The sequence below is a fragment of the Vibrio sp. 1167 genome (assembly GCF_033340375.1).
In the GTDB taxonomy this organism is placed as follows: domain Bacteria; phylum Pseudomonadota; class Gammaproteobacteria; order Enterobacterales; family Vibrionaceae; genus Vibrio; species Vibrio alginolyticus.
The window spans coordinates 77,973-100,068 of the sequence record NZ_JAWOWK010000001.1 but is presented as its reverse complement, the minus strand read 5'-3'; the positions used below and the strand labels follow the sequence as shown (position 1 = coordinate 100,068).

Sequence of the window (22,096 nt, the reverse complement as noted above, 5' to 3'; positions counted from 1 at the left end):
CTTACGCTTTGCTGTAGTTATTTTTGTGCTAAACCTAAAAGTAGGCTTTCGAACTTCACGCACAAAGCGTGAAAATGTTGCTGTTTAGCATGCCATTAAATGAATTTTGGTGGTAATAAAATAATAAGTCTTTGATAAATCAAATAGGTATAGCAGGGAAGTGCAGTTTACGACCCCAACGCCATTGGCAGTGGCGCCGATAATTTATGAGGGGAAAGGGTATGTTTTCAATACTCTTGGTTATACTTGCACTCTATATATTTTGGCTGTTGTTTCGCAACGGGCCTGCGTTTGCCGGGCGTACCGCCCCAAAAAAACGTGACTGGGTAGGGCCTACCGCCAACAAAGAAGAATGGCGAGGATTTTGTAGGGATGTATTTCAGCCGTTCAGTTCTCAAACGACTTTCTACGCTATTGCTTATTTTGCCAATTACGTAGCAGCAGCGAACGCAATATCTTGGTCAACGATATACGAAGGCGATTATCCGGTCATCATAAGCCGATTTGGTAGCTACTTCATTTTAAGCACGCATGATGCACTGGTCGTAGCTGGGTTTATTGCGCTTGCTTTCTTTATCATTAATTGGCAACTTGCCATGCGCTGCTCTGGTATTCTTAGCCAGTATCTAGTGCGGATTCTTATTATTAATCAAAAGCGCTTTGTCGCGATTAGCTTGGTGTTTTGCAGCTACTTTTCGTACCTACTGACGCTTGGTATATTCTGGCTGTTCCATGATGGGTATTCAATCTGGCATGGATTAATGCTTAGCCCTGTGTTCCTGCTGTTAGCTTTATTGGTAGCGGTTGTTGTGCCATCTGCAAAAAGAGAAAATAGTGTACCTTAGATAGGTTTTCCACGTTAAATTACATTCGATTTTAGGATAGTAATTCTTATGCCATTAAGTTAGCATTGCCAGCTTTTTAACGGTCAAAAGGCCACTAATCAGTGGGACAGTGGGAGAAACAATGTTTATCGGCTTTGACTATGGTACTGCAAACTGTTCAGTGGCTAAAATGGAACCGGGTGAGCCAGTACTGCTTAATCTAGAAGGAAACAGCCCTTTTATTCCTTCCACCCTTGCTGCACCGAGTCGTGAATCGGTATCCGAGCATTTATTTCGCCATCGAGATATTAAACCATTAGATCAAGTTGGTGAGCAGGTTTTACGCCGGGCAATCAATTTAAACCGAGAAGAAAGTATTGACTTAGAATCCGACGACATTGCGTTTGGTCAGGATGCACTTAATCTCTATTTGGAAGATCCTCGCGATATCTATTATGTGAAATCGCCGAAGTCTTTTCTTGGTGCATCTGGCTTGCGTGATGTGCAATTGGCTTTTTTCGAAGACCTTGTCTGCGCGATGATGGACAATATTAAGTCGCAAGCCGAAAGCGATGCGCAGCAAAGTATTACCGATGCTGTGATCGGCAGACCAATTAACTTTCATGGGCGTGGCGGTGAAACGGCTAACATTCAGGCTGAACGCATTTTGTTGCGGGCAGCGAAACGTGCGGGCTTCCAAAATGTGGAGTTTCAGTTTGAGCCTGTCGCGGCGGGCCTAGAGTATGAAGCGACACTCAGCGAAGATAAAATCATTCTAGTAGTCGATATTGGCGGTGGTACAACGGACTGTTCGTTGATCCAAATGGGACCGTCTTGGCGCGGCAAAGCAGATAGGACCGCAAGCTTGTTAGCTCACAGTGGCCAGCGTGTCGGCGGGAATGATCTTGATATCGCGCTAGCATTTAAGCAGCTCATGTTCCCTTTTGGCATGGGAAGTAAAATGGAGTCAGGTATTGTGATGCCGACTACCCAATTCTGGAACCCGATAGCAATCAATAATGTAGAAGCGCAGAGTGACTTCTATTCGCGAGAGAACCTATCAGCGTTAAAGTTGCTTCAAAAGCAGGCTCAAGAGCCAGAAAAACTTGCTCGTTTGCTAGAGGTGTATCATGAGTCTTTAGGCTACAACATTGTTCGCCGTGCCGAAGAGGCAAAAGTGGCACTTTCAGAACAAGCTTCTTACCGAACTGGCATCAACTTACTATCAGAAACGATTGAAGTTGATGTACAACGTGACGAAATGATCGAAGCGATCCAGTCGCCAAAGAATAAAATGACGGCGTTGGTGACAGAAGCGGTAGAGCAAGCTGGAGTTAACCCCGATGCTATCTTTATGACTGGAGGTTCGGCACGCTCGCCAATCTTGCGCGATGCGGTGCAAACCGTACTGCCAAGTATTCCGGTTGTCAGTGGAAACTATTTTGGCTCAGTAACTGCGGGCTTAGCTCGTTGGGCTGAGGTTTGTTTCAAGTAGAAAGAAAACTAATTGCGCTATGGGCATTGTTACCAAATTTATGACTTCGCTTAGGCTTATCAAATGATGGTTGGAAGATTTCGCTGAGAGATTGAGTTTCATGCGAGTAGGAAACCTATTTGGGATTCTTAAATCTTTTAACGTCATTCTGAACAGTGAGGGACGAGCGTGATTTAGAATCTCTTGCCCGAGCACGCTGTTATGATATATGACGCCGTTTCGCCAAGCGTTATTTATCACCATTGTTCTGAAGAGTCGAGTTAGGACCTATTGGATAATGATTTTGACTAAGCTGAGATAAAAATGCCCGCTAAATCAGCGGGCACTTTTGTTTGCGTCATTAATGATGCATGTGTTTTTCCATGTGGCCTTGTTTCTCAACCGCCATTTCCACTTCAACCTTACCTGCGTTTTTAAAGGTTAATGTCATAGAGAAGCGGTCACCCTCTTTAAGAGTTTGTGTTGGGTTAAAAATCATTAAATGGAAGCTGCCTGGTTTAAACAACACAGATTCATTGGCTGGAACGCGCACTTCGTCAATCTTAATCATTTTCATCACACCATCTTCTTTCTTATGCGTGTGAATTTCGACATGTCCTGCGATTGGGCTTTCTGCTGCGATCAATGTATCTTCACTGTTACCGTGGTTGGTTAATTGAAAAAAACCACCGATAACAGGTGCGTTTGGTGGCGCTTCGCGGCTCCATGGATGATCGATATGAATTTTCCCTGCTTCATAATCGTGCGCTAAACTCAGCGGGCTAGCGATGACAGCAATAAGCGCGATAGCGGCGGTTTTAAATGATTTAAGCATGTGTTTTTCCTTTTGAATGAATGGCTTCTCTGAATGGACAACAAACAGAGTCATCGTTATTTTTGAATAAAGTTGTTAATGATTAGATGCCTGTTAGGCAGGAAAAACACTCGGCGGAGAGTGCTTAGGCGCAATGTGTTTGTAAACGAGCCTATCGCATTTTGAAAATCGGTAAGGCGTCAGGGCATTCTTGACTCGGCGCAGCCAATGGATGGTAGTCAGGTATAGCCCAATCGCAACCAAAAGAAAGAATTGAACCGCTTGAAGAAGCGGACACTCAAACTGAAAGCCTTCATGTAAATTAAGATCTTGAATGAGCGTAGAAGAAGGTTGAGCGTTAGCTTCAATCAGCGTATTGATATCCACCCATTTGAAACCATCTGCGGTACACAGTAAGACCTTTTCACTTTGAACTTTGTTAAGCCATGTTGTGCTGTGAACTTGTGTTGGGTTAAGAGTCGCTGTGGACGCTAAATACAACTGAAACAACACCGCGATAATAACCGCAGTAGCGTGCAAGCGATGGTGTTTATGCTGTATTAGAGTGTTTTCCATACAATTGAGTGCTTATCTTCTTCGGCGCGGGATACTAACAAATTAACCAAACAATGTAATTATCAGTTTACTAAAAGGTGATGCAAGTGTGCATTATTTGTTTTATTGCCTATTTTTAACGCTTTAATGTCTTGATTCGGCTGGCATTCACAACCTCTAATTCAACTTGTCAGTCTTGCCTCGTCGCTTTTGAAGATACCGAATTAATCTCTCTATATGTCACTGAAGCTTCGGTTAGTGGGTGTCGTGGTGGTGTTTTTGCGTGCTAGATTTGGCTGATATCGATTCAAAATGCACACCGAATCTTCACTTGTTTTCCATTAACGGAATTATGACAGTAATTTAATAAAGGATACGGTATTCTGCGCTCCTTTGTACATGCTAGAACGTCCGTCCTACTTAGTCGGAGGGGCGATTAATCTTAAGAAATTTCTCAAATGAAATACGAACAACAGATTGGATATCGATACCCTAAAGGTCGATTTGCCATGGTGAGTGTATACGCATTCACTGGTGCTGCGATTTTAGCATCGACTATTTTTTCTCTATTGCTGTTTTTGTCGATCGACGAAAACCCGATGATGCAAACCTTATTTGGTGGTTTAGCGATTATTTTTGAAGCGGGTAAGTTCTACGCTTGGTATGAATACGGTGAGCGCCGAGCCCATCGCAACTATACAGGGGCGGCAACCGCTCTCGTGTTTTATTTAGTCTTAGCTGCGATCTCCATTGGCGGTAGTATTGGTGGCATTAACAGTGCAACAAACAGCGCACAAAGTCATATTTCGGTAGAGAAGGCGAAAGTGGAAGCGTTTAATCGCCAGATTGCGGCAATCGATAAACAGATTGAACTCAACAATATGGCAGCGCAGAAATACATCGAGATGGAGCGTATCGCGACTGGTGTAACTCGCATTCAGGAGCAAAACAAAACCTTACGCGAAGAGCAGCAACGCTTGGCTATGGAACGTGATAGCTTACCACCGGTCACGCAAGGCTCAGTTATTGGTTTGATTGATAGCCTAGCTAACGCATTTGGTACTACCTCTCAGCAAGCTCAGCTTGGCTTGGTTGTATTTCTTTCGATTCTGTTGGATTTCTTTGCTGCATTTTTTGTCGGCCTGATTGGTGAAGAGCAACGGTTCAGACATTTCTATCGCCGAAATGAGGGCATGATACTGAAAACGGTTCGCGATATCGATCCAGAGCCAGCGGGATATCTTCCTCATATCAAAGAGGAGGAAGAGCAAGAAATACCAGTAACGCCGGAGCCTGAAGAGCCAAAAGAACCGAAAACTCTGTTAGAGCAAGTGAGCGATGCACTTAAAACGCATCAAATTACGTGCACAAAAAAAGCCGTTGCCAAACAATTTAGGTTATCTGCGGAAGAGGTAGACAAGGTGTTTGAGGAATTGGCAGAGCTCGGTTTAGTGGGTAAAAAAGCCAACCACCATTATCATTGGATAGGTCAGACAGAGACAGCATAATTGGTTATCAATTAGAGATCGGAAAGAGCGTCAATCGGCGCTCTTTTTTGTATTAGCTCGCCATTAACTAGTTTTTAACTTTTAAATAAATTATGAACAACTGGTCTTGCAAATTGAAAGTTCACTTGGATATCAGTTGAGGCTAGATTTGATATGTCCGAGTCAGCTAAATATTCACGCGCAAGGGATATATGTTTCAATACAGAAACTATTTTCTATCATGGTACAGCGAATAGTTCAGACGGCTCAATGGTGGGCATGAACTATGCGTATTCAGGTGATTAAAGGTTCTAAGTCAGCGAGTCAAAAATTAGCCGAAAGATACATTTTGCTTCATTCAGGAAGTCATAATAGCGGTCGCGTGATCGAGGATACACGTGAGGAAACATTTGCTCCAAACTTACCTGCCCGAATCGGTTATTAATACACCAAGAATGAAAGAGGCGCTAATTTGGTGCCTTTGTTGATAGCTACACAACATGATACGACTAATCTCTTTCTGCCTTAAAACGATACTGTTCCGACAAACAGACCAGAAGACCAACTAAAGCCGAAACGAAAATTACACACACTTGGTAGGTGACTTTCCCTGCCCCAAGATCGTTCAAAATCTCGGTAGTAGCAATCATAGGAAGCGTTACCGTGATCAGCAAGCTTAATAAGCGAGAAACCTTAGATTTCTTTCCGTGCCGCTTGGTATAGAAATAATGCGCATAATCCGAGTACATGATAAACAAGGAGATAAAAAGACCCAGTATCCAAAACATAGCTTACAAATCCTCTATTCTAAGCATGTTACGTCGTAATAACTCTTGCTTTGCAGCTAGCGCATCAGCCTCGTTAAAGCCTTTGAGTACACTCGCGAGAATAACCGCTACAAAAAATGCTCTCGCGCCAGCTCGTTGCGCAGTTGATGAGAGGCTGAGTTTCTTGAAAGTCTCTTCAGCGATGTGCACAGAAGCCATTTCTTTAATCAATGCAGCCCCTTGACCTTTTGATAGCCCGTATATAACAGCTGCTGCAAAGCCGACCTCAAGTTTAATATCGATGGTGATAAACCATGTAGAAAGGAAGTCTGCGACTGCCTGATGAGTATCGAAATACTGGCGCAACTCACCATCTGATAGACTCCAAGGGTTCCACATGGGCTTAGCAATACTTTGCGCTATCAGCATTTGAACCTTACCGAAAAATTTCGGATTCTCTAAAGCCTGTGCTTGTTCAAGGACTTTTCTTTGGTCGAGTCGATTGAGCTGTCGATACAAAATGACACCTGTTATTACAGGCAAAACCTTTTCTCTGTTGTTTCTGATAAAACTCAAATCTGCATCTAAGCCTGTCAGTATCGCCAACTGAACTACAGGTTCGGTTTTTAGCGTCTGCTCACTATAACCTCTAACCATCGTTAGACCTCCTTTTTTCATATATTGTATGTGTACAATATAGACAAGTGATTTGTATGCAAGTTATGGCACTTTTCATTAGGCTCAAAGTCTCAGAGTTAAGAGAAACTATTACTAATTAATTGACTTGTGTAGTAAAAATAGTACGAGGTCAAAGTCCTGTATTGGAATATGAGAAAACAAGGTTGAACTTGGGCATCAAACAACAGGTAAGTAATCAGTTTATTTCGGCAACATGCTTTCTACGCTCAAACTCTATGGTGTAGACGTTAATTTTTATTGAGCTTTTTTGTCACGTCTTTTCACCGTTTTCTTCTCTTTTTCCGGTGTCATTGCATCAACAGCTTTACCCGCCATCCCTTCATCTGGCAATTTGTCTTTTCCTGCATCAACTGCGGTATCTTTCAGTGCCTCTTTAGGCGTACAGCGACCACCAACACCAACCACGGCTTTTGTCGCAGCGGCTTTAGCTGCCTTTTCTGCATCGCAGTCAGGATCCATCACGCTAGCTAAGCTCGTGGCTGAACCAAAAAACAAGATTAACAAAATGAGGTTGCGTTTTTTCATAGTTGTCACCAATGTTGTGAAACATAGGTAAAGTGTAACGGAGAGAAAAGGTTTTGGCTGAGAATTTGTTGGTTTGAGCTTGGGAAGCAAAGTAAGGTAAAAAGAAAAAGTGCCATCGAAGTGACACTTTTTCTTAAGCGTAGAAGGGATTAGTTGTCGTAAACGTCTAACTCCACTTCACGGGCAATATTTTGGTCGTTAATGATCACACCTTCGACTTCGACACGAGCACCATTTAGGTTAAGTTCTTCGATGCCTTGGAAGCGTGTTTGTGCATCAATCACAACGGTCGTGTTGTTTAGCAATTGATCTGCGTCGTTTTCGCAACGCTCGATTTCAAATGTTCTTGCTTCAGCATCGTAGTTTGATACGTATCCTTCACATTCAAATTCTTTACCTTGCCATTGGTTGTTATCGTCAAAGTCTGGTTGCTCAAACTCAATAACGGTAGCGATGCGTTTGCCATTTTTCATGACAGACGTTACTTCCACTTCTTGGCCTTGTTTTAGGTTCGCTTTGCTGCCGTCTTCAAATCGTGTTGCGTTATCGATGAAGAATGCTCCTCGGTAGTTTAGAGAGAACTCACTATAATCCTTGGCAACCCAAGTCACGATACCTTCCACATCGCTGTCATTTTTTAGATCGTCGTAGTCTTCAACTTGTACCTCATGTGCCATGAAGATACCGTTTTGCATTTCACCTTCTACTTCCACCCATTGGCCGATGCTAAGTTGGCTAATGTTGTCGTAAGATACGGTTATATTTGTACCAAGCTCAAACGTGCCAGCATTTTCATCGGTACTAGTAATGCGACCTTCCAGTTCGTAGTAGCTTCCAAGGGCTGGGTAATCGTTATCTACGTCGATTTCGACCACAGACAACACTCGATAACCCGCATCAGCAGTTGGCAATGATGACACCATCACCCAGTCGTTGACCTCTATATCATCACTTAAACCGTCAAACTGCAGATCTACGCCGTTTACCGTAAATGTTTTCTTCACATGATCAATCGCTGTGACACGTCCTGTAATGGTTGGTTCAAGTGTGACTCGGACGCCATTATTCGAAGCTTGCCGAATATCTGACCCCACGCGAACCACCATTTTTGGTTTTACATCGGCCAGTTGCACTTGTGTGTCGTCATAAACCACCTCAGACACACGATACGTATGTCCATTGACGGTTAACGTGCTTTCTTCAGCGTTGACCGCTTCAACAGAGCCAATCGCTACACTTGGTTTCACTGCTGGTTGAGTTGATGTGCTATCGCTATTGCTGCCACCACCTGAACCACCACAACCAGACAATGCCAAACCTACTACAGAAATAAGAGCGAGTTTTTTCATTGTATTAACCTCAATTTACGAGCGAGTTTAGGAAATTGCCTGTATCTTATTGGGCATATCGTGAAGAGATCGTGAAGAAATGTGATTTTATGAAAATTTTAATTGTAGATGACAACCATAACGTCTCGGAGACGATTGCAGACTATCTTGAGCTAGAAGGCATGATTATCGATTGTGCGTTTCATGGAGAGGCTGCGATTAAGTTAATCGAGGAAAATCATTACGATGTAATCATCATGGATATCATGATGCCGAAGCTCGATGGCATCAGTACGGTACAGAAGCTTCGACAAGATAAGTTATGTGGAACGCCAATTCTCTTCCTAACGGCAAAAGATACGCTAGAGGACAAAATCGCGGCTTTTAAAGCGGGGGGAGATGATTATTTAATGAAGCCATTTGCGATGGAAGAGCTCAGTTTGCGTGTTCATGCTTTGGCTAATCGTGGTCCAAGACAAGATATCGGAACGCTCAAATTTGCAGATATTTGTTTAGATGCGCGGACAGGAAAAGTAACGAGAAAAGACAAAGAAATTAAGCTGAGTCGAATTCAAACTAAAATTTTAAAATTGCTCCTCCAACGTGCTCCAGCAGCGGTCACGCGCACAGAAGTGATCGATAGTGTGTGGGGAGACGAACCACCCGGAAGTGATGCACTTCGTAGCCATATTTACGGTTTAAGAACCGCGCTAGACAAAGGTTTTGAAGAATCACGATTAGAGACTATTCATGGACAAGGTTACCGACTTAAAGCATAACGAATATCCAAGCATTTATCGCAAGATCCGTTGGGGTTTTGGGGTCATGACGTTTGTGATGTTTACTCTTTTTTGGTCGCTGATTTATGTGGCAGAAAACAAACTGGAAGTGCTGAGTTTACATCACTGGCTAGATACTGAAGCTGCGCTTTATAGTGAGAATTTCGAGAAACAGGGCTGGGATGCGCCATTGCCAAACGTATTGGAATTCAACTCATATTGGAGTGAAGCACCGACACCCGATTGGTTGCTCTCTTTTACTTCACCTGGTTTTTACGAATACCTGCTTGGTGAAGAAGACAAACACTTTGTTGTATTGAACCACCCCTCAGGGAAGGGGCTTATGTACATTGTATTTCAAGATGACTCAGATGATTACTTGGACGAATACGAAAGCTCGCTGCATCAGTTTACGCTGCTGCTCGGTGGTTTGTTTTCATTTGTCATGGTTGGGTATGGCATTTACATGGTGCGAATATTGTCTCGGCCATTAGCGCAAATTGAAGACAAAATTAGCCAAATGTCACCGGATCAACCCGCTTTCCAAGTTGAAACTAAGTTCAGCGAAACACGCCAGATAGAGCAGACTTTGCTGGATAATAAGAACGATATCGCGGGCTATTTCAAACGAGAACAAGAATTTAGCCGTTTTGCATCGCATGAGTTGAGAACGCCAATCATGGTGATTAAAGGCTCAACAGACATTCTGACGCGTCTTCCTGATCAACCTCGAGTTGCGCAAAAAGCCATCACGAGGATGCAGTCAGCTTGTGACGAGATGCGTGTACTGACAGAAGCGTTTCTCTTACTTGGTAAAGAGAAAATAGAGCCTCAACATTACGGAGAGCATCAGCTTCTTACTTGTTTACAAAAACAACTGGAAGAGCTGGCTCCTTTATTTGCCAAGCAAGATTCGAACTACGCTTTGCACGAACAACATAGTGGTGTAGTGAAGGCACCAGAGAGTTTTGTGACCATTGTTATCAACAATCTGATTAAAAACGCCTTTAGCTATAGTGTGGGAGATATTGAAATTGAGTTGAAAGGTCATGCGCTTAAGATCCTAAACCGTCACGATGGCAACGAGACGTACAACGCTGGTTATGGTTGTGGGCTTGTTATCGTACAACGAATATGTGAACGGATGGGGTGGGCGTTAGTACTGGACGATGATGGTGTTCGATTTAGTGCAAAAGTGGAGTTCTGCTCTTAGCTTTGCGCGTATTGATTCAAGTGAGAATTAACGCTCTGGATTTTTCTTGTCGTACGCATCTAACCCGTAGTCAAACAAGAAAAAACTGGAATTTGAATTAGACTGAAGTTAGTGAAGCGGAAACTCGAGGAACCGTTATGCTCTCTTATCAGGTCAGCCGAAGTATTGAAATTAATAAGAATCAAAGTGAAATTATTGGCTATCTCAAGAACTTCAATAACTGGCCCAGCTGGTCACCATGGATCATTCTTGAACCAAGCTGCGAGCTGACATTCAGTGATAATCAGGGCCACGTTGGAGCTGGTTATCAATGGAATGGTCAGCGTATTGGGACTGGCGCGATTGTACTGGAAAGTACTCAAGAGCATCGATTAGATATGGAGCTACATTTCTTTCGCCCAATCAAGAGCCATGGAAAGGTGACTCTAATCGTGACGCCGTCACAAAATGGCTGTTTAGTCGAATGGCAAATGCAATCTCGCGTCCCTTGGTATCTGTTCTTTCTGAAAAGTATGTTTAAGTCGATGATAGAGATGGATTATCAACGTGGGTTACGCATGCTCAAAAGTAAGCTTGAAACCGGAAGAGTGCATTCAGACTTAGTCGAAATAGGTAACCGAACGTTGCCTCAAATTCATTACATTGGGATCAAGGGTGTGGCTAGCTTGCAGGAATTAGGTTCGGTAATTGAGAAGCATGTTCAGCAACTAGAACAGTTAATTAGTGACGAAACCCTATCCGTGAATGGTGAATTGTTTTGTTATTACCAGTCGATGGATATGCAGAAAGGTACATTCGAGTTTATCACTTGCTTTCCTCTTCATAACTCAGTACCAGCGCCTCAAGGGGCGGTTACCGGTACCATTCCTGAGAGTGAAACATTTGTCGTTGAACACCGAGGTGAATATCAGTTTTTGGGAAATGCATGGGCTTTAGCGATGAACTTGGTTCGTCAGAGTGGTATGAAAGTCAAAACCAGTCCTTTAGGAATCGAACGCTATCTGAATAGTCCGAAGGAAACCACGGAAGAAGAGCTAAGAACGGAAATTATTTTGTTTAAGAAATGACAGGCGCAGGCGAGTAGGGTGTTTAGGTATCATACTAGTTATGCGAAATGTTACTAAAGAATAATAGCGTATCTGTTCCTACCCATAAAAATGCCTCAGCAATCGCTGAGGCATGGTTTTACAGGCCAACTTCTCTTGTTAGAGAATTATTGTGCACGGTATTTACCGCTGTTTAGTTCAATTTTAGACGCTTTTACCCGGCTGTCTGCGTTTAGGTAGTCGCTAATACTTAGCAGATCTTGATCTTGAGATGCTTTTAACACCGCTGATTCCTCTTCTGCGAAGATAACTTCTAATTTTAACTCTTTGGCAACTGCTTTCGCTTCGTTAGGATTGTTTACGGTGATATAAACCAGTCCAGTGGCTTTGGATACGTTACTAAACGCATTCTTAAACACCTCATCACCCGCTTGAAGTTTTACGTCTTCAGATAGGGTTCTAACAGTGCCAGTTTGCACTTTTCGATAATCTTGGCCATTAATCTCAACCGCTTCTGATGGCACAAACAGTTCTGGTGCAGGTTGTTGAGAGAGCTGTTGCTCAGCGTATACACTCGACGTCATGATAACGAGAGCCAGCATAGAAAATGATTTGTATTTCATGTTATTGACTCCTTAGTGTCCAAATATGCGCATCGACCAGTTCTTAATAACACCGGGCTGAGCGTTGTTTGCCATCGGAACGTCATAGATGGTGGAAGAATTGAAATATGCAATGTAAGAATAGACTTCATCGCCGTTCGTATCTATTGCTCGCAACGTCCATTCGCCTTTTGCATCTTCGCCATAAAATTGGTTAGACAACATTAATTGATTTTTGTAGCCTGTAATCGTTGGATCAAGAGATTGACCAACAAGACCATTGCGCGGTGTTTGCAAAACGGAACGAGTCCCTGATGGCGAAATGAGCTCGATAGCTAAGTCGGGCAGACGAGCGTGGTCCAATGTCAATGTCACTTGAACGGATTCTACTGTCAGCTCATCGGCAATGGCGATACTTGAAGAACCACCAACTAGACTTGCATCGGGTACACTTACTTCTGTAGCGTTATGAACCCATGGCGTAATGCTTTGAGCTGGTAAAACACGATTCGTCATGCGAGCACGTTGAATCGCTTCATCTAAATCTACAGCGCCGAAGCCATAAAAAGTATGGAAATCTACGCCTGCTGCGTTTTTCTGCCAAGGGGCAATTGCCTCGTAGCTAACCTGTTCACCTTTATGGTTAGTAAATTCAAGCTGTACGCCTGGATGCGCTTTATCCGTTACTTTTGCTGTCTCCGCTAGTAAAGCACGTACATCACGAGCAGAAAGTGCGTGGTTGGTTGACATGATTGCCGCGATGGCACCCGATGTGTTTGGCGCAGCCGATGAGGTTCCGTTCATCGTACTGGTATAGTTACAGTTCGGGTCGAGATCCGTTCCGCCGTGTAACCCATTAATGCCAAGGCCTTCACTGGTATTTTGCCCTTCTTCACAACCCATTAAATCAGTGGTGACCATAGCGGGGAAATCTTGCCCATATTCACCTGCTGGTGCTGCAACCCACACGTTCGAACCCACCGATGAGTAACTCGCTCGCGTACCATCCGCTCGTAGTGCACTAGTGACTAAATTGAAGTAATTGGCGTTATCATAAGACTGAGCAGAGTTGTGCATCGGTAAGCCTTGATTGTCTCCACCAGCAAAGAAGTTACTTGGCAATACGAAGAATTGCCCTGCATTGAAATAGCGGTAACCATTACCTGCTGACTTTACAAATACAGCACCTCGACCCCAGGCGTTACTCTCGCTGACGTTTTTCATCACGTCCATTTCAAGTTTTAGTTGAGGGTCGCTTTCATCAAAAGTAATCGGGTTTATAGGGCTGAAACCGTAACTTTGGTTAAATACGCGAACATCGCGTGTTGCTGGGTCCATGCCATGGGAGATTAACCAACCTTCTAATGTCTGGTTGGCTAACCAGTTAAAACCAATGAGGGAAGAGTGAGAAGCGACACCGCGTCCGCCTTCACCGTTGTTGCCGACGGCGCTAATCAAACCGGCTACAGCAGTGCCATGACCATTAGTATCAACCGGATAACTTGATGGGAATGAAGAGTCTTCGACGAAGTTTCTGCTACCTGTAACTATATTACCTGCAAGGTCGGGGTGATCGATCTGCACTCCAGAATCAATGACGGCAACTTTCACACCAACACCTGCAATCCCCATTGCCTGAGTGAGCTTAGTGTTTAAGTCGTTCCCAGCAACAGCAGGATTAGCCGCAAACGCAGTTTGCCCCGTGTTGTCTAAGTGCCATTGTTCAGAATAGAGTGGATCAAACGCCGAGACGGCAGGTGCAATGCCTACTGCCAACATAGCAGCAAATAGGCGATTAATGCGTATTTCCATTTTTGACCTCATGTCTTTGTTTGGAATTTTTTAGTTCCTGTTTCATATTCCGCTAACAGGAACAAACAAAGCTAACGACAAAGAATAAGGACGAAAACCATTTACAACTTGTTTACATTAAAAGTTCGATGGACAACATAAGTCTTTGTTAATTTGCTGAAACTATGAGGTTTTTATATGTCGTATCGAACATGCATGAAAAGTGAAAAGCAGAAAATACGAGTGTACCGTCTGCTTCAAGAGAGGAGTTATTTAGTTGAAGCGGGTTGAATAGTTGCCATTGGTTTTTTAGGTTCGGCTTTTTCCTTAGGCAGCACGTTATCAATCCATTTTTTAATGTACAACTTATCGAATTCTTTATCACACCACTTTTTGTTTAATCCACGTCGATTGAACTCAGCACCAATCGCCACTTTGGTTTGGTTAGTTGCACGGTTGTAGTAGAGAGTTTCACATAGTTGAGTGTTACTCATTTGCTGGGCATATACGTTGACACTGCTGCTGCGCATTCCCAGTTGAGATGCTTGCTGATTACTGCACGCCATAAGAAATAGAGGCGCAAAAGTAATAATGATTAGATTTTTTTTCATGTGTGCTTTTTTATGATGTAGGGTGAATGATGAACTGGTTTCTGCCAGCTTGCTTCGCATCATACAAAGCTTGGTCTGCCAAGAAAAACCACTGATCCCATTCTTGTTTAATTGTTTGTGCCGACAGCTTGTCCACTGCTCCAAGGGAAATTGTCGCGCTTAATGGTTTAGAGTCAACCACCAATGGTGTGTTTTCAACAGTATATCTCAATCGCTCCAAAAACTTAGCGCAATCTTCAACTCGCTGTACTTCGAATAATAGGACAAACTCTTCTCCACCCCAACGAATGAGTAGGTCACCAGAGCGAGTGGATTCATTAAATAGCGTGGCAATATGAGTCAGCATTTTATCGCCAATATCGTGTCCATATTGATCATTAAAGGTTTTAAAATGATCGACATCTAAAACGGCTAAGGCAAATGTTCTATCTGGGCTTCTACGAGCCATTTTGTCCAACCAAATGTGAAGATAGCGACGGTTATGCAGTTGAGTTAATGGATCGGTAGTATTTTCTTGAGTGAGTGCTTTATTAATACGTCTAACGCGCAGTACGTAACGAAAACCAACGACTCCAATTGCCGCAATAGCGATAAAGTAGAACATTTCTCGATAGCGCTGTGAACGCAGTTCAGAGGCTTGTAGCGCATTTTTTGTTTCTAGCAATTTGAGTTCTTTCTGGGCTAACTTAGCTTCGAGGTCAAACTTAATGTTAATCATCTCTTCACCATGAATATGATGAGAAAACTCAGCCTCTAGCTCTCTTAATTGGGTTAAATAATGAAAAGCCGCTTCATAGTCATTAAGAATTTGATGAGCGTTTACCAGTACCGAAAGCATATCAATACGCTGACGCAGCTCTAATTCACTGGTTGATTTGGTTTGTTCTAGAACGTTAAGTGCTGTTGTAATAGCTTTATCGTATTGTTTGTTTGCGAGGTAAGCCTCTGCAAATGCCTCGTAACAAGACGTTTTTAGCATTTCTAGATTTTTTGGAATGGGCAGGTCTACGCAACGCTGTGCGACCATTAATGCATCATCAATTTTTCCTACCGAGCTCAACATTTGTGAAAAGCTGGATAAAGAGTGGTGCTTGACTGTGTCCGATCCTGTTTGCATTGAAAGTCGAATGGCTTCATTGAAATAATATTCCGCTTTTTTGTTATCTCCGAGGCTCGAGTGAACGATGCTAAGGTTTGCGTAGATAACCCCCATAAAAAAGCTATTATCGTATTGATATTCGCTCTCTAGGTAAGTGTCGAGAGCTTGCGTTAGGTAACTGTTGGCCCGAGCCCAATCTGATGCGTCGATGTAGACCGTCCCAATGTTGTTCAGTGTCATCGCGACTTGTATTTCAAATACTGTTTTTTCTAATAACTCATAGGCATTGCGATAATATTTTAGGCCACTGCGTAGTTGATTTCGAGATACTTCTAGATTGCCTAACCAGCGGTAAGCACGGCCTTCTAATGCTAGATAACCAAGATCACGGGCTGTAGAAACAACGTCATGGAGTAACAATTCTGCGTTCCAGTTATCGTCTTGCTCAATCATTGTTACAGCCTTATTGAGCTGTGCTTCAGCGACGACCCATTCCAAATGGTGCTTTTTACCGAATTCGATTAAATCGGGCATATCTTTCGGTAATGGAACGCCTTCGTAACGCTTAAGGTACTTTCGTGCAAAGTAATACAGAGCAAGAGACTCCGCTGATGCATTCTGTGGCGCATTTAACTCATCTTTTTGAATTGATCGCGGCTTACCCATCGAGCGAAAGTAGAGTTTTAACATGGGCTTGCTTTCTGCTGAAATGTGTTCTTCCAGATAAGCTTGCTTTTCGGTACTCGCCAGTACGTTGGTCGGATGCAAGAAAAGTCCAAGTGCAGTACAAAGTGCGCAAGCCAGTGTTTTAATTGAGAAGTGCATGAGCGTATTAATAAAATGTGATCTCTTAACCGAATACCAGTTAAGTCTACCATTTCTTGTTGGTTAAGTGCGGATGGATTCCCAGTGGCAAAGTGCTTTGGGAGTGAGAGACGAGAAGGATCTCTATAATATTATGATTTATAAAAACAAAATCTATTGAAAACTTATGTAATGATTGGAAGATGGCATAGGTAGGGTAACGATGGAAGGTAAGTGAGCATATTCGGTGGACTCAATCTAATGATTTAAGCCGCGGATTCATCGCTCGAAATCAGGGTGAAGTGTAAAAAATTACGTTTCTGTCATAAATATTTAATGTTTGTATGGGTTGTTAAAAAACTGGATATTAGACATAGTGTTATTAAGCCAATAAAAAATGGCTATTTATAATAAATAGGAGATTAACTATGCATAATGAAATGATTCAACCTTCGCACTTCGGCATTATCGGCCGTACCTGCATTGCTTCAGTACTTATGATTGCGGGTGTTTTCGCTCTTATTTAAGAGTCAAGGGTAACGATGATTACCTTTTAAAGAGTAAGAAAATTCAGGGAATCACCTTAACCTTGTGTAAGGTATTCCCCTGAAAATCCAAGCTAGTCTTTAGTTATTAGCTGAAGAAGCTAAAAATCAATGCACTTACCGCCACAATGCCTGCTGCTAGAACAAAGTAAGTAGAGACATTTCCTCGATATTGTTTCATCGCCTCGATTTTATACACCGCTAACATTGGCATAATAAATAAGATCATTGCAATAACAGGCCCTGACAATGCTTCCATCATACCAAGAATACTTGGGTTCATGATCGCCGCCGCCCAGATTGAGAAGAACAGTGCTGCCACGCTGATACGATCAACACGCTTCTCAGATAGGTTAAAATGCTTGGTAATTAAACCATTTAAGCTTTCACGCGCACCTAAAAAATGCCCAAGGAAAGATGAAGTGATAGCAACAAACGCTACTAAAGGACCAAGTGTTGCAATAAATGGATTATCGGTTGCGTTCGCTAGGTAAGACAATACGGATACGTTTTGTTCTTTTGCTTGAGCCAATTGTTCAGGTGACAGTGTTAGCACACAGGAAAATACAAAAATAAGAACAAAGGCAATCAGCATGATGCTAGTGCGGCGAAGAATAACTTCGGATTTGGCATCTGCCTGCTTACCGTAATGGCGACGTTGTACATTTGCAAAGCTTGAAATTGCAGCTGCGTGACTAAACGAGAAAATCACTACAGGAACTGCTAACCACATAGTGCTAGCAAAAGCTGACGCTTCTGGCACATCCATGACAGGCATGGTCCAGTTCGGTATTAAGTAAAATGATAGAAAGGCAAGAATGGCAACAAGTGGGAACACCATAATGGCAAAGGCCCGTAGCATTACTTTTTCACCCGCCATCATAATAGCAATTAGTGCAAACACTAGTACGCCAGAAAGCAAAGGTCTAGGTAAAGAAGCCATATCAGCCTGATTTACCATGAAGCTATCTACTGTGTTTGTTATCCCAACCCCATATATCAACAGGATCGGGAAGATCGAAAGAAAATACAGCAGTGAAATAGAACGACCTGCTTTTGCGCCGAAGTGCTCTTCCACTACATCAGTGAAGTCTGCGTTTTTGATCTTAGAAGATAGTACAAAACGAGCTAAGCCACGGTGCGCAAGATAGGTCATTGGAAAAGCAAGTACTGCCATCGCGACTAAAGGCCAAAAACCACCAATCCCAAGGTTAATTGGCAGAAACAGGATGCCTGCGCCAACGGCTGTTCCAAATAGGCTAAGAACCCAATGTGTATCATGTTTTGACCAAGCTGTGGTTGTGTTTATTTCACTAGGATTTAAGGCATTTCGAGATTCTTTCACTTTAAAACTCGCTTTTATAAAAATAATAATGCTGAAAATGGTAAAGGTTTTAGTGTTTATTATCACATGCGAAGCTTGGTGAATAATGCTGTGGATTTGGGGTGGTTGTAAATTATCCAACTATGAATTTTTCAATAAACCAGAATAAAGTTCTTAATTTTAATGCATTTAATGGTTGTATGTATTGAAATTTTCATCTTGTGTGGTTTTTGATTTTGCGGTTAAAACTTAATCACGGATGTATGTTCTAAGTGAGTTAGGCCTAATTTTCAGGAAGAATATTACATTTCTTAAGCACTTAATTGAGATGTTTGTGTCCCGTCATTTAGATGAGATTTAGGTATACTGCTGCCATTCATGTTAAAGAAGGAGTCATTGAATGGACATCTTGTCTGCGCAAAAAGAGGACTTATTTGCCATATATAAGCTCGAAAATACTTTATTTGGAGAACACGCCTATCCTCAATTTTTCTTTCGGCAAGCTTTTGATTGTTGGGGAGAGAGTTTACTGGTAGCAAAAGAGGGAGAGCAGGTCGCAGGGTATATATTGCTAACGACTAGCACAAATGCACATCAATATTGGATCATGTCATTGGCCGTCGATATTCAACATAGAGGTAAAGGTATTGCGCGTTCCCTCCTAGAAAACGTTATTGCGTCGTTGACGTTAGGCTCAAGCGTGAAATTGACTGTCGATCCTAAGAACCAACCTGCATTGTCTTTATACCTCTCCCTTGGCTTTAAAACGTTAGAAGAAGAAGCGCATTATTTTGGTGACGAAGAATCCAGGTTAGTTATGGAATTAGTAAAGTAATACTGCACGATAATGACCGAAATTTGCACACAATCAGTGCGTAGCATTACGTTGCTATAATTGGTTTTAAGCTAACCATTTGTATGATAAGGGTTTTTAATCTTGGCACCTCACTTGCTTTACATAAACGTTCATCGATAACTCGATGCGCCGCTCTTAATAGCAGGCGAGAGCGGTATAGGGTATTACTTTTTGAAAATGTACTAACAGCGTTAAAGGCATTGCTGCCTCTCTCGATTCGGGAGAGGCTTTTTTTTGCTAGTAAGTTGGGCTGAATCGCACTGGAGGTGTTATGTCGCAAGGATGCAAAAAAACCACTTGTCCCTATTGTGGTGTTGGATGTGGTGTCGAGGTCAATGCGAAAGGAATCGTTGGGGATGCGTGTCATCCTGCAAATGCGGGATCACTGTGCGTGAAGGGTGTCGCGCTGGCAGAGAGTTTGAATATGCCTTCGCGCTTGTTGTATCCAAAGCTTATCACCAAGCAACGACCTCAAGGGCAAGAGGTGCAATGGCAACAAGCCACGGATCTGATTGCTGAAAAGATTCATCAAGCGAAAGCGGAGTTTGGACCGGATTCCGTCGCGATGTACGTGTCAGGGCAGTTGTTAACGGAAGACTATTACGTCGCCAACAAACTCATGAAAGGCTATGTTGGCAGCGCAAACATCGATACGAACTCGCGTTTGTGTATGTCTTCGGCGGTTGCGGCTCATGTACGAGCATTTGGTGAAGATGTCGTTCCCGTCAATTACGACGATATTGATAAGACTGAGCTATTGATCATTTGCGGTGCTAATACCGCTTGGACGCACCCTGTTTTATTCCGACGTATTCAACAAGCGAGAGAAAACAATCCTAACCTCAAGCTGGTGGTCATTGACCCGCGTGAAACGGTCACCGCACAGCAAGCGGATTTGCATCTACCGATTAAAAACGATGGTGATGTGTCACTCTTCAATGGGCTGCTCAAGTTTCTTATTGAACAACAATTGATTGATTCTGAATACATAAATTCTTATACCGACGGACTTAATGCACTTAGAGAAGAAGTTTCTGATTTGCGTTACGATGTCACTAATTTGACGTCTTCCATTGGCATTTCAGAAGAAAAACTCACGACATTCTTCCAATGGTTTGCGCAAAGCCCAACCGCAATTACGTTGTTTTGCCAAGGGGTAAACCAAGCCGAAAATGGCGTCGACAAAGGCAATGCAATCATTAATGCACACTTGGCGACGGGTAAAATTGCCAAGTCAGGTTGTGGGCCGTTTTCTATTACAGGTCAGCCCAATGCGATGGGTGGGCGAGAAGTCGGTGGATTGGCAAACCAGTTAGCGGTTCATCGTGCTTTTGACGCAAAGTCTATAAAGCAAGTGCAGGCGTTTTGGGATTCACCAGAAATTGCCACTCAGCCCGGTTTAAAAGCTGTTGAACTGTTTGAGGCGGTAGAACGTGGTGAGATTAAAGTTCTCTGGATCATGGCAACCAATCCTGTTGTCTCTTTGCCAGATAACCAATTGGTAAAACGTGCACTAGAGATTTGTCCGTTTGTGATTGTTTCCGATATCACAGCGGATTCGGATGTAGCGCATTACGCGGACCTATTGCTACCCGCCGCTGGCTGGGGGGAGAAGCAAGGCATGGTGACCAATTCTGAGCGTCGACTTTCAAGGCAGCGCCAGTTTCAAACGCCTCCCGGTGAAGCAAAATCAGATTGGTGGGCGATAAGCCAAGTTGGGCAAGCTCTGTGTGCATTGGAAAAGACACAAAATGGCTTTGCGTTTACTTCTGAGCGGGCGGTATTCAGGGAATATGCCGCGATGACAGGCATGAATGCAGATTCGCCATTGAAGCTAGATCTTTCTCAATACGCCAACTTAACCGAGCAAGAATACGAAGAGTGGGTGCCGACACAATGGGGAGGAGAGCGCCCTTTTGCTGATGGCGTCTATTCACACCCAGATGGAAAAGCGCGTTTTGTCGTGACCAGTGAATCTCCAACGCGCTTAGAAAGAACAAAAGGCTGGTGGCTCAATACGGGCAGGCAACGTGACCAATGGCATACCATGACGCGCACAGGGCATATTGCCCACCTTGCCGCCTCAGAGTTAGAACCAACCGTGTACATGAACACGCTCTCTGCCACTCAAAATCGCTTAAAAGCAGGACAGCTCACCAAGCTGTTTCAGCCTGCTTCAAACACCGGTATTTATGCCAAAGTTGCCATTGATGAAGGTTTGGGTTTTCAGGAGCTGTTTATGTCAATGCACTGGGCGGGTCGATATGGCGGTGAAAGCAGTGTTAATGCGATAGTAAACAGCGCAAAAGACCCTATTTCAGGGCAGCCTGCATTTAAGTCGTCTTATGTTGAAGTGCAAGACGCCGCGGTCAAAACCTACGGTATGTTCATCGGTACACAGTTTGATTCCGTTAAATTTCTCTACAGCGCATTTCAAGCAGAAAGCAATTTGGGCATTTGGCGCTTTGCACATGATAAGCGACCAAAGAAGCAGAGTTTTTGTCGAACGGAAAAGAGCCGCAGAATTACGATAGATATTGCCCAAGGTTGGTTAGCAGTGGATTACGACCTTGTTGGAGACGTTCGTATCATTCGCTCTGTTTTGGTGGTGTCTAGTGAACCGATTCAAACCGACTACACCAACTTTACCGGCTTGATTGGCAAGCCGATGGAGCTATCGCAACTGCTTACCATCACTCAATCGCAAAGCAGTGCCAAACTGGTTTGTAGTTGTTTCCGCGTTACCGATAAACAAATACATGACGCGATGGAGAAACAAGACTGCACGTCAGTGACCCAACTTCAAAACAAACTCAAATGCGGTACTAACTGTGGCTCGTGCGTCTCTCAAATCAAACAAATGGTCGACAGCCATCAGCATCAAAAGGGCAAACAGCAAGCGAACCAGCAAAGTTTGGCTATTCAAATAAAGTAAGTCATAAAGAGGATAAGC

19 protein-coding genes are annotated in these 22,096 nt (G+C 43.2%); 8 read left to right on the top strand and 11 right to left on the bottom strand.

The window, feature by feature from the left end; translation table 11 throughout:
- Window positions 1–221: 221 nt before the first annotated feature.
- Together R7Z78_RS00450 and yegD are read left to right on the top strand one after the other, a co-directional pair.
- On the top strand, window positions 222–845 hold the full coding sequence (locus tag R7Z78_RS00450) for a hypothetical protein (RefSeq protein WP_104976568.1): 624 nt from the start codon (window positions 222–224) through the stop codon (window positions 843–845).
- Between the two features lie 121 nt (window positions 846–966).
- Window positions 967–2,319 (top strand): molecular chaperone, encoded by a 1,353-nt coding sequence (gene yegD, locus R7Z78_RS00445; RefSeq protein ID WP_104976569.1) that lies wholly within the window; start codon window positions 967–969, stop codon window positions 2,317–2,319.
- 340 nt (window positions 2,320–2,659) lie between these two features.
- Here yegD and R7Z78_RS00440 read toward each other — a convergent pair whose 3' ends face one another.
- Both R7Z78_RS00440 and R7Z78_RS00435 read right to left on the bottom strand, forming a co-directional pair.
- Complete coding sequence (locus R7Z78_RS00440; RefSeq protein ID WP_104976570.1) at window positions 2,660–3,133, bottom strand: copper chaperone PCu(A)C; 474 nt, start codon at window positions 3,131–3,133, stop codon at window positions 2,660–2,662.
- Between the two features lie 93 nt (window positions 3,134–3,226).
- The gene (locus R7Z78_RS00435; RefSeq protein ID WP_104976571.1) at window positions 3,227–3,688 is read right to left on the bottom strand and encodes a hypothetical protein; all 462 of its coding nucleotides are present in this window, start codon (window positions 3,686–3,688) and stop codon (window positions 3,227–3,229) included.
- 437 nt (window positions 3,689–4,125) lie between these two features.
- On the opposite strand from R7Z78_RS00435, the gene R7Z78_RS00430 reads away from it, so the two are divergent.
- Entirely contained in the window at window positions 4,126–5,175 is a 1,050-nt protein-coding gene (locus tag R7Z78_RS00430; RefSeq protein ID WP_104976572.1) for a Preprotein translocase subunit SecY, read from the top strand.
- Window positions 5,176–5,663: 488 nt separating this feature from the next.
- On the opposite strand, the gene R7Z78_RS00425 is transcribed toward R7Z78_RS00430, so the two are convergent.
- The 4 genes from R7Z78_RS00425 to R7Z78_RS00410 all read right to left on the bottom strand — a co-directional run bounded on the left by R7Z78_RS00425 (window position 5,664) and on the right by R7Z78_RS00410 (window position 8,494).
- Entirely contained in the window at window positions 5,664–5,942 is a 279-nt protein-coding gene (locus R7Z78_RS00425) for a hypothetical protein (RefSeq protein WP_046875328.1), read from the bottom strand.
- A gap of 3 nt (window positions 5,943–5,945) precedes the next feature.
- On the bottom strand, window positions 5,946–6,578 hold the full coding sequence (locus tag R7Z78_RS00420; protein ID WP_225502354.1) for a hypothetical protein: 633 nt from the start codon (window positions 6,576–6,578) through the stop codon (window positions 5,946–5,948).
- Between the two features lie 276 nt (window positions 6,579–6,854).
- A complete protein-coding gene (locus R7Z78_RS00415; RefSeq protein ID WP_104976573.1) occupies window positions 6,855–7,145 on the bottom strand; it encodes a hypothetical protein in 291 nt (96 codons plus the stop codon).
- Between the two features lie 149 nt (window positions 7,146–7,294).
- On the bottom strand, window positions 7,295–8,494 hold the full coding sequence (locus R7Z78_RS00410) for a DUF5666 domain-containing protein (protein WP_104976574.1): 1,200 nt from the start codon (window positions 8,492–8,494) through the stop codon (window positions 7,295–7,297).
- A gap of 89 nt (window positions 8,495–8,583) precedes the next feature.
- On the opposite strand from R7Z78_RS00410, the gene R7Z78_RS00405 reads away from it, so the two are divergent.
- The 3 genes from R7Z78_RS00405 to R7Z78_RS00395 all read left to right on the top strand — a co-directional run bounded on the left by R7Z78_RS00405 (window position 8,584) and on the right by R7Z78_RS00395 (window position 11,532).
- Complete coding sequence (locus R7Z78_RS00405; RefSeq protein WP_025998582.1) at window positions 8,584–9,252, top strand: response regulator transcription factor; 669 nt, start codon at window positions 8,584–8,586, stop codon at window positions 9,250–9,252.
- Entirely contained in the window at window positions 9,224–10,465 is a 1,242-nt protein-coding gene (locus R7Z78_RS00400; RefSeq protein WP_017634216.1) for a sensor histidine kinase, read from the top strand. Before R7Z78_RS00405 ends, R7Z78_RS00400 begins: the two co-directional genes overlap by 29 nt.
- A 137-nt stretch (window positions 10,466–10,602) precedes the next feature.
- Window positions 10,603–11,532, top strand: a complete 930-nt coding sequence (locus tag R7Z78_RS00395; RefSeq protein WP_017820241.1) for an SRPBCC family protein — start codon at window positions 10,603–10,605, stop codon at window positions 11,530–11,532.
- A gap of 146 nt (window positions 11,533–11,678) precedes the next feature.
- Here R7Z78_RS00395 and R7Z78_RS00390 read toward each other — a convergent pair whose 3' ends face one another.
- The 5 genes from R7Z78_RS00390 to R7Z78_RS00370 form a co-directional block, all read right to left on the bottom strand.
- Complete coding sequence (locus tag R7Z78_RS00390) at window positions 11,679–12,134, bottom strand: hypothetical protein (RefSeq protein ID WP_104976575.1); 456 nt, start codon at window positions 12,132–12,134, stop codon at window positions 11,679–11,681.
- A gap of 12 nt (window positions 12,135–12,146) precedes the next feature.
- Window positions 12,147–13,925, bottom strand: a complete 1,779-nt coding sequence (locus R7Z78_RS00385; protein ID WP_169644555.1) for a S8 family peptidase — start codon at window positions 13,923–13,925, stop codon at window positions 12,147–12,149.
- Between the two features lie 248 nt (window positions 13,926–14,173).
- The gene (locus tag R7Z78_RS00380) at window positions 14,174–14,515 is read right to left on the bottom strand and encodes a hypothetical protein (protein ID WP_033906993.1); all 342 of its coding nucleotides are present in this window, start codon (window positions 14,513–14,515) and stop codon (window positions 14,174–14,176) included.
- Window positions 14,516–14,525: 10 nt separating this feature from the next.
- Window positions 14,526–16,439, bottom strand: a complete 1,914-nt coding sequence (locus tag R7Z78_RS00375; protein WP_005375864.1) for a tetratricopeptide repeat-containing diguanylate cyclase — start codon at window positions 16,437–16,439, stop codon at window positions 14,526–14,528.
- A gap of 612 nt (window positions 16,440–17,051) precedes the next feature.
- Window positions 17,052–18,308 (bottom strand): aromatic amino acid transport family protein, encoded by a 1,257-nt coding sequence (locus tag R7Z78_RS00370; protein ID WP_005375868.1) that lies wholly within the window; start codon window positions 18,306–18,308, stop codon window positions 17,052–17,054.
- A 379-nt stretch (window positions 18,309–18,687) separates the two neighbouring features.
- Here R7Z78_RS00370 and R7Z78_RS00365 point away from each other — a divergent pair, with 379 nt between their 5' ends.
- Window positions 18,688–19,122 carry a GNAT family N-acetyltransferase gene (locus tag R7Z78_RS00365; protein WP_017634213.1) on the top strand — a complete coding sequence of 145 codons (435 nt, stop codon included), beginning with the start codon at window positions 18,688–18,690 and terminating at the stop codon, window positions 19,120–19,122.
- A 292-nt stretch (window positions 19,123–19,414) separates the two neighbouring features.
- Window positions 19,415–22,078 (top strand): nitrate reductase, encoded by a 2,664-nt coding sequence (locus tag R7Z78_RS00360; protein ID WP_104976577.1) that lies wholly within the window; start codon window positions 19,415–19,417, stop codon window positions 22,076–22,078.
- The last annotated feature ends 18 nt before the right edge of the window (window positions 22,079–22,096 follow it).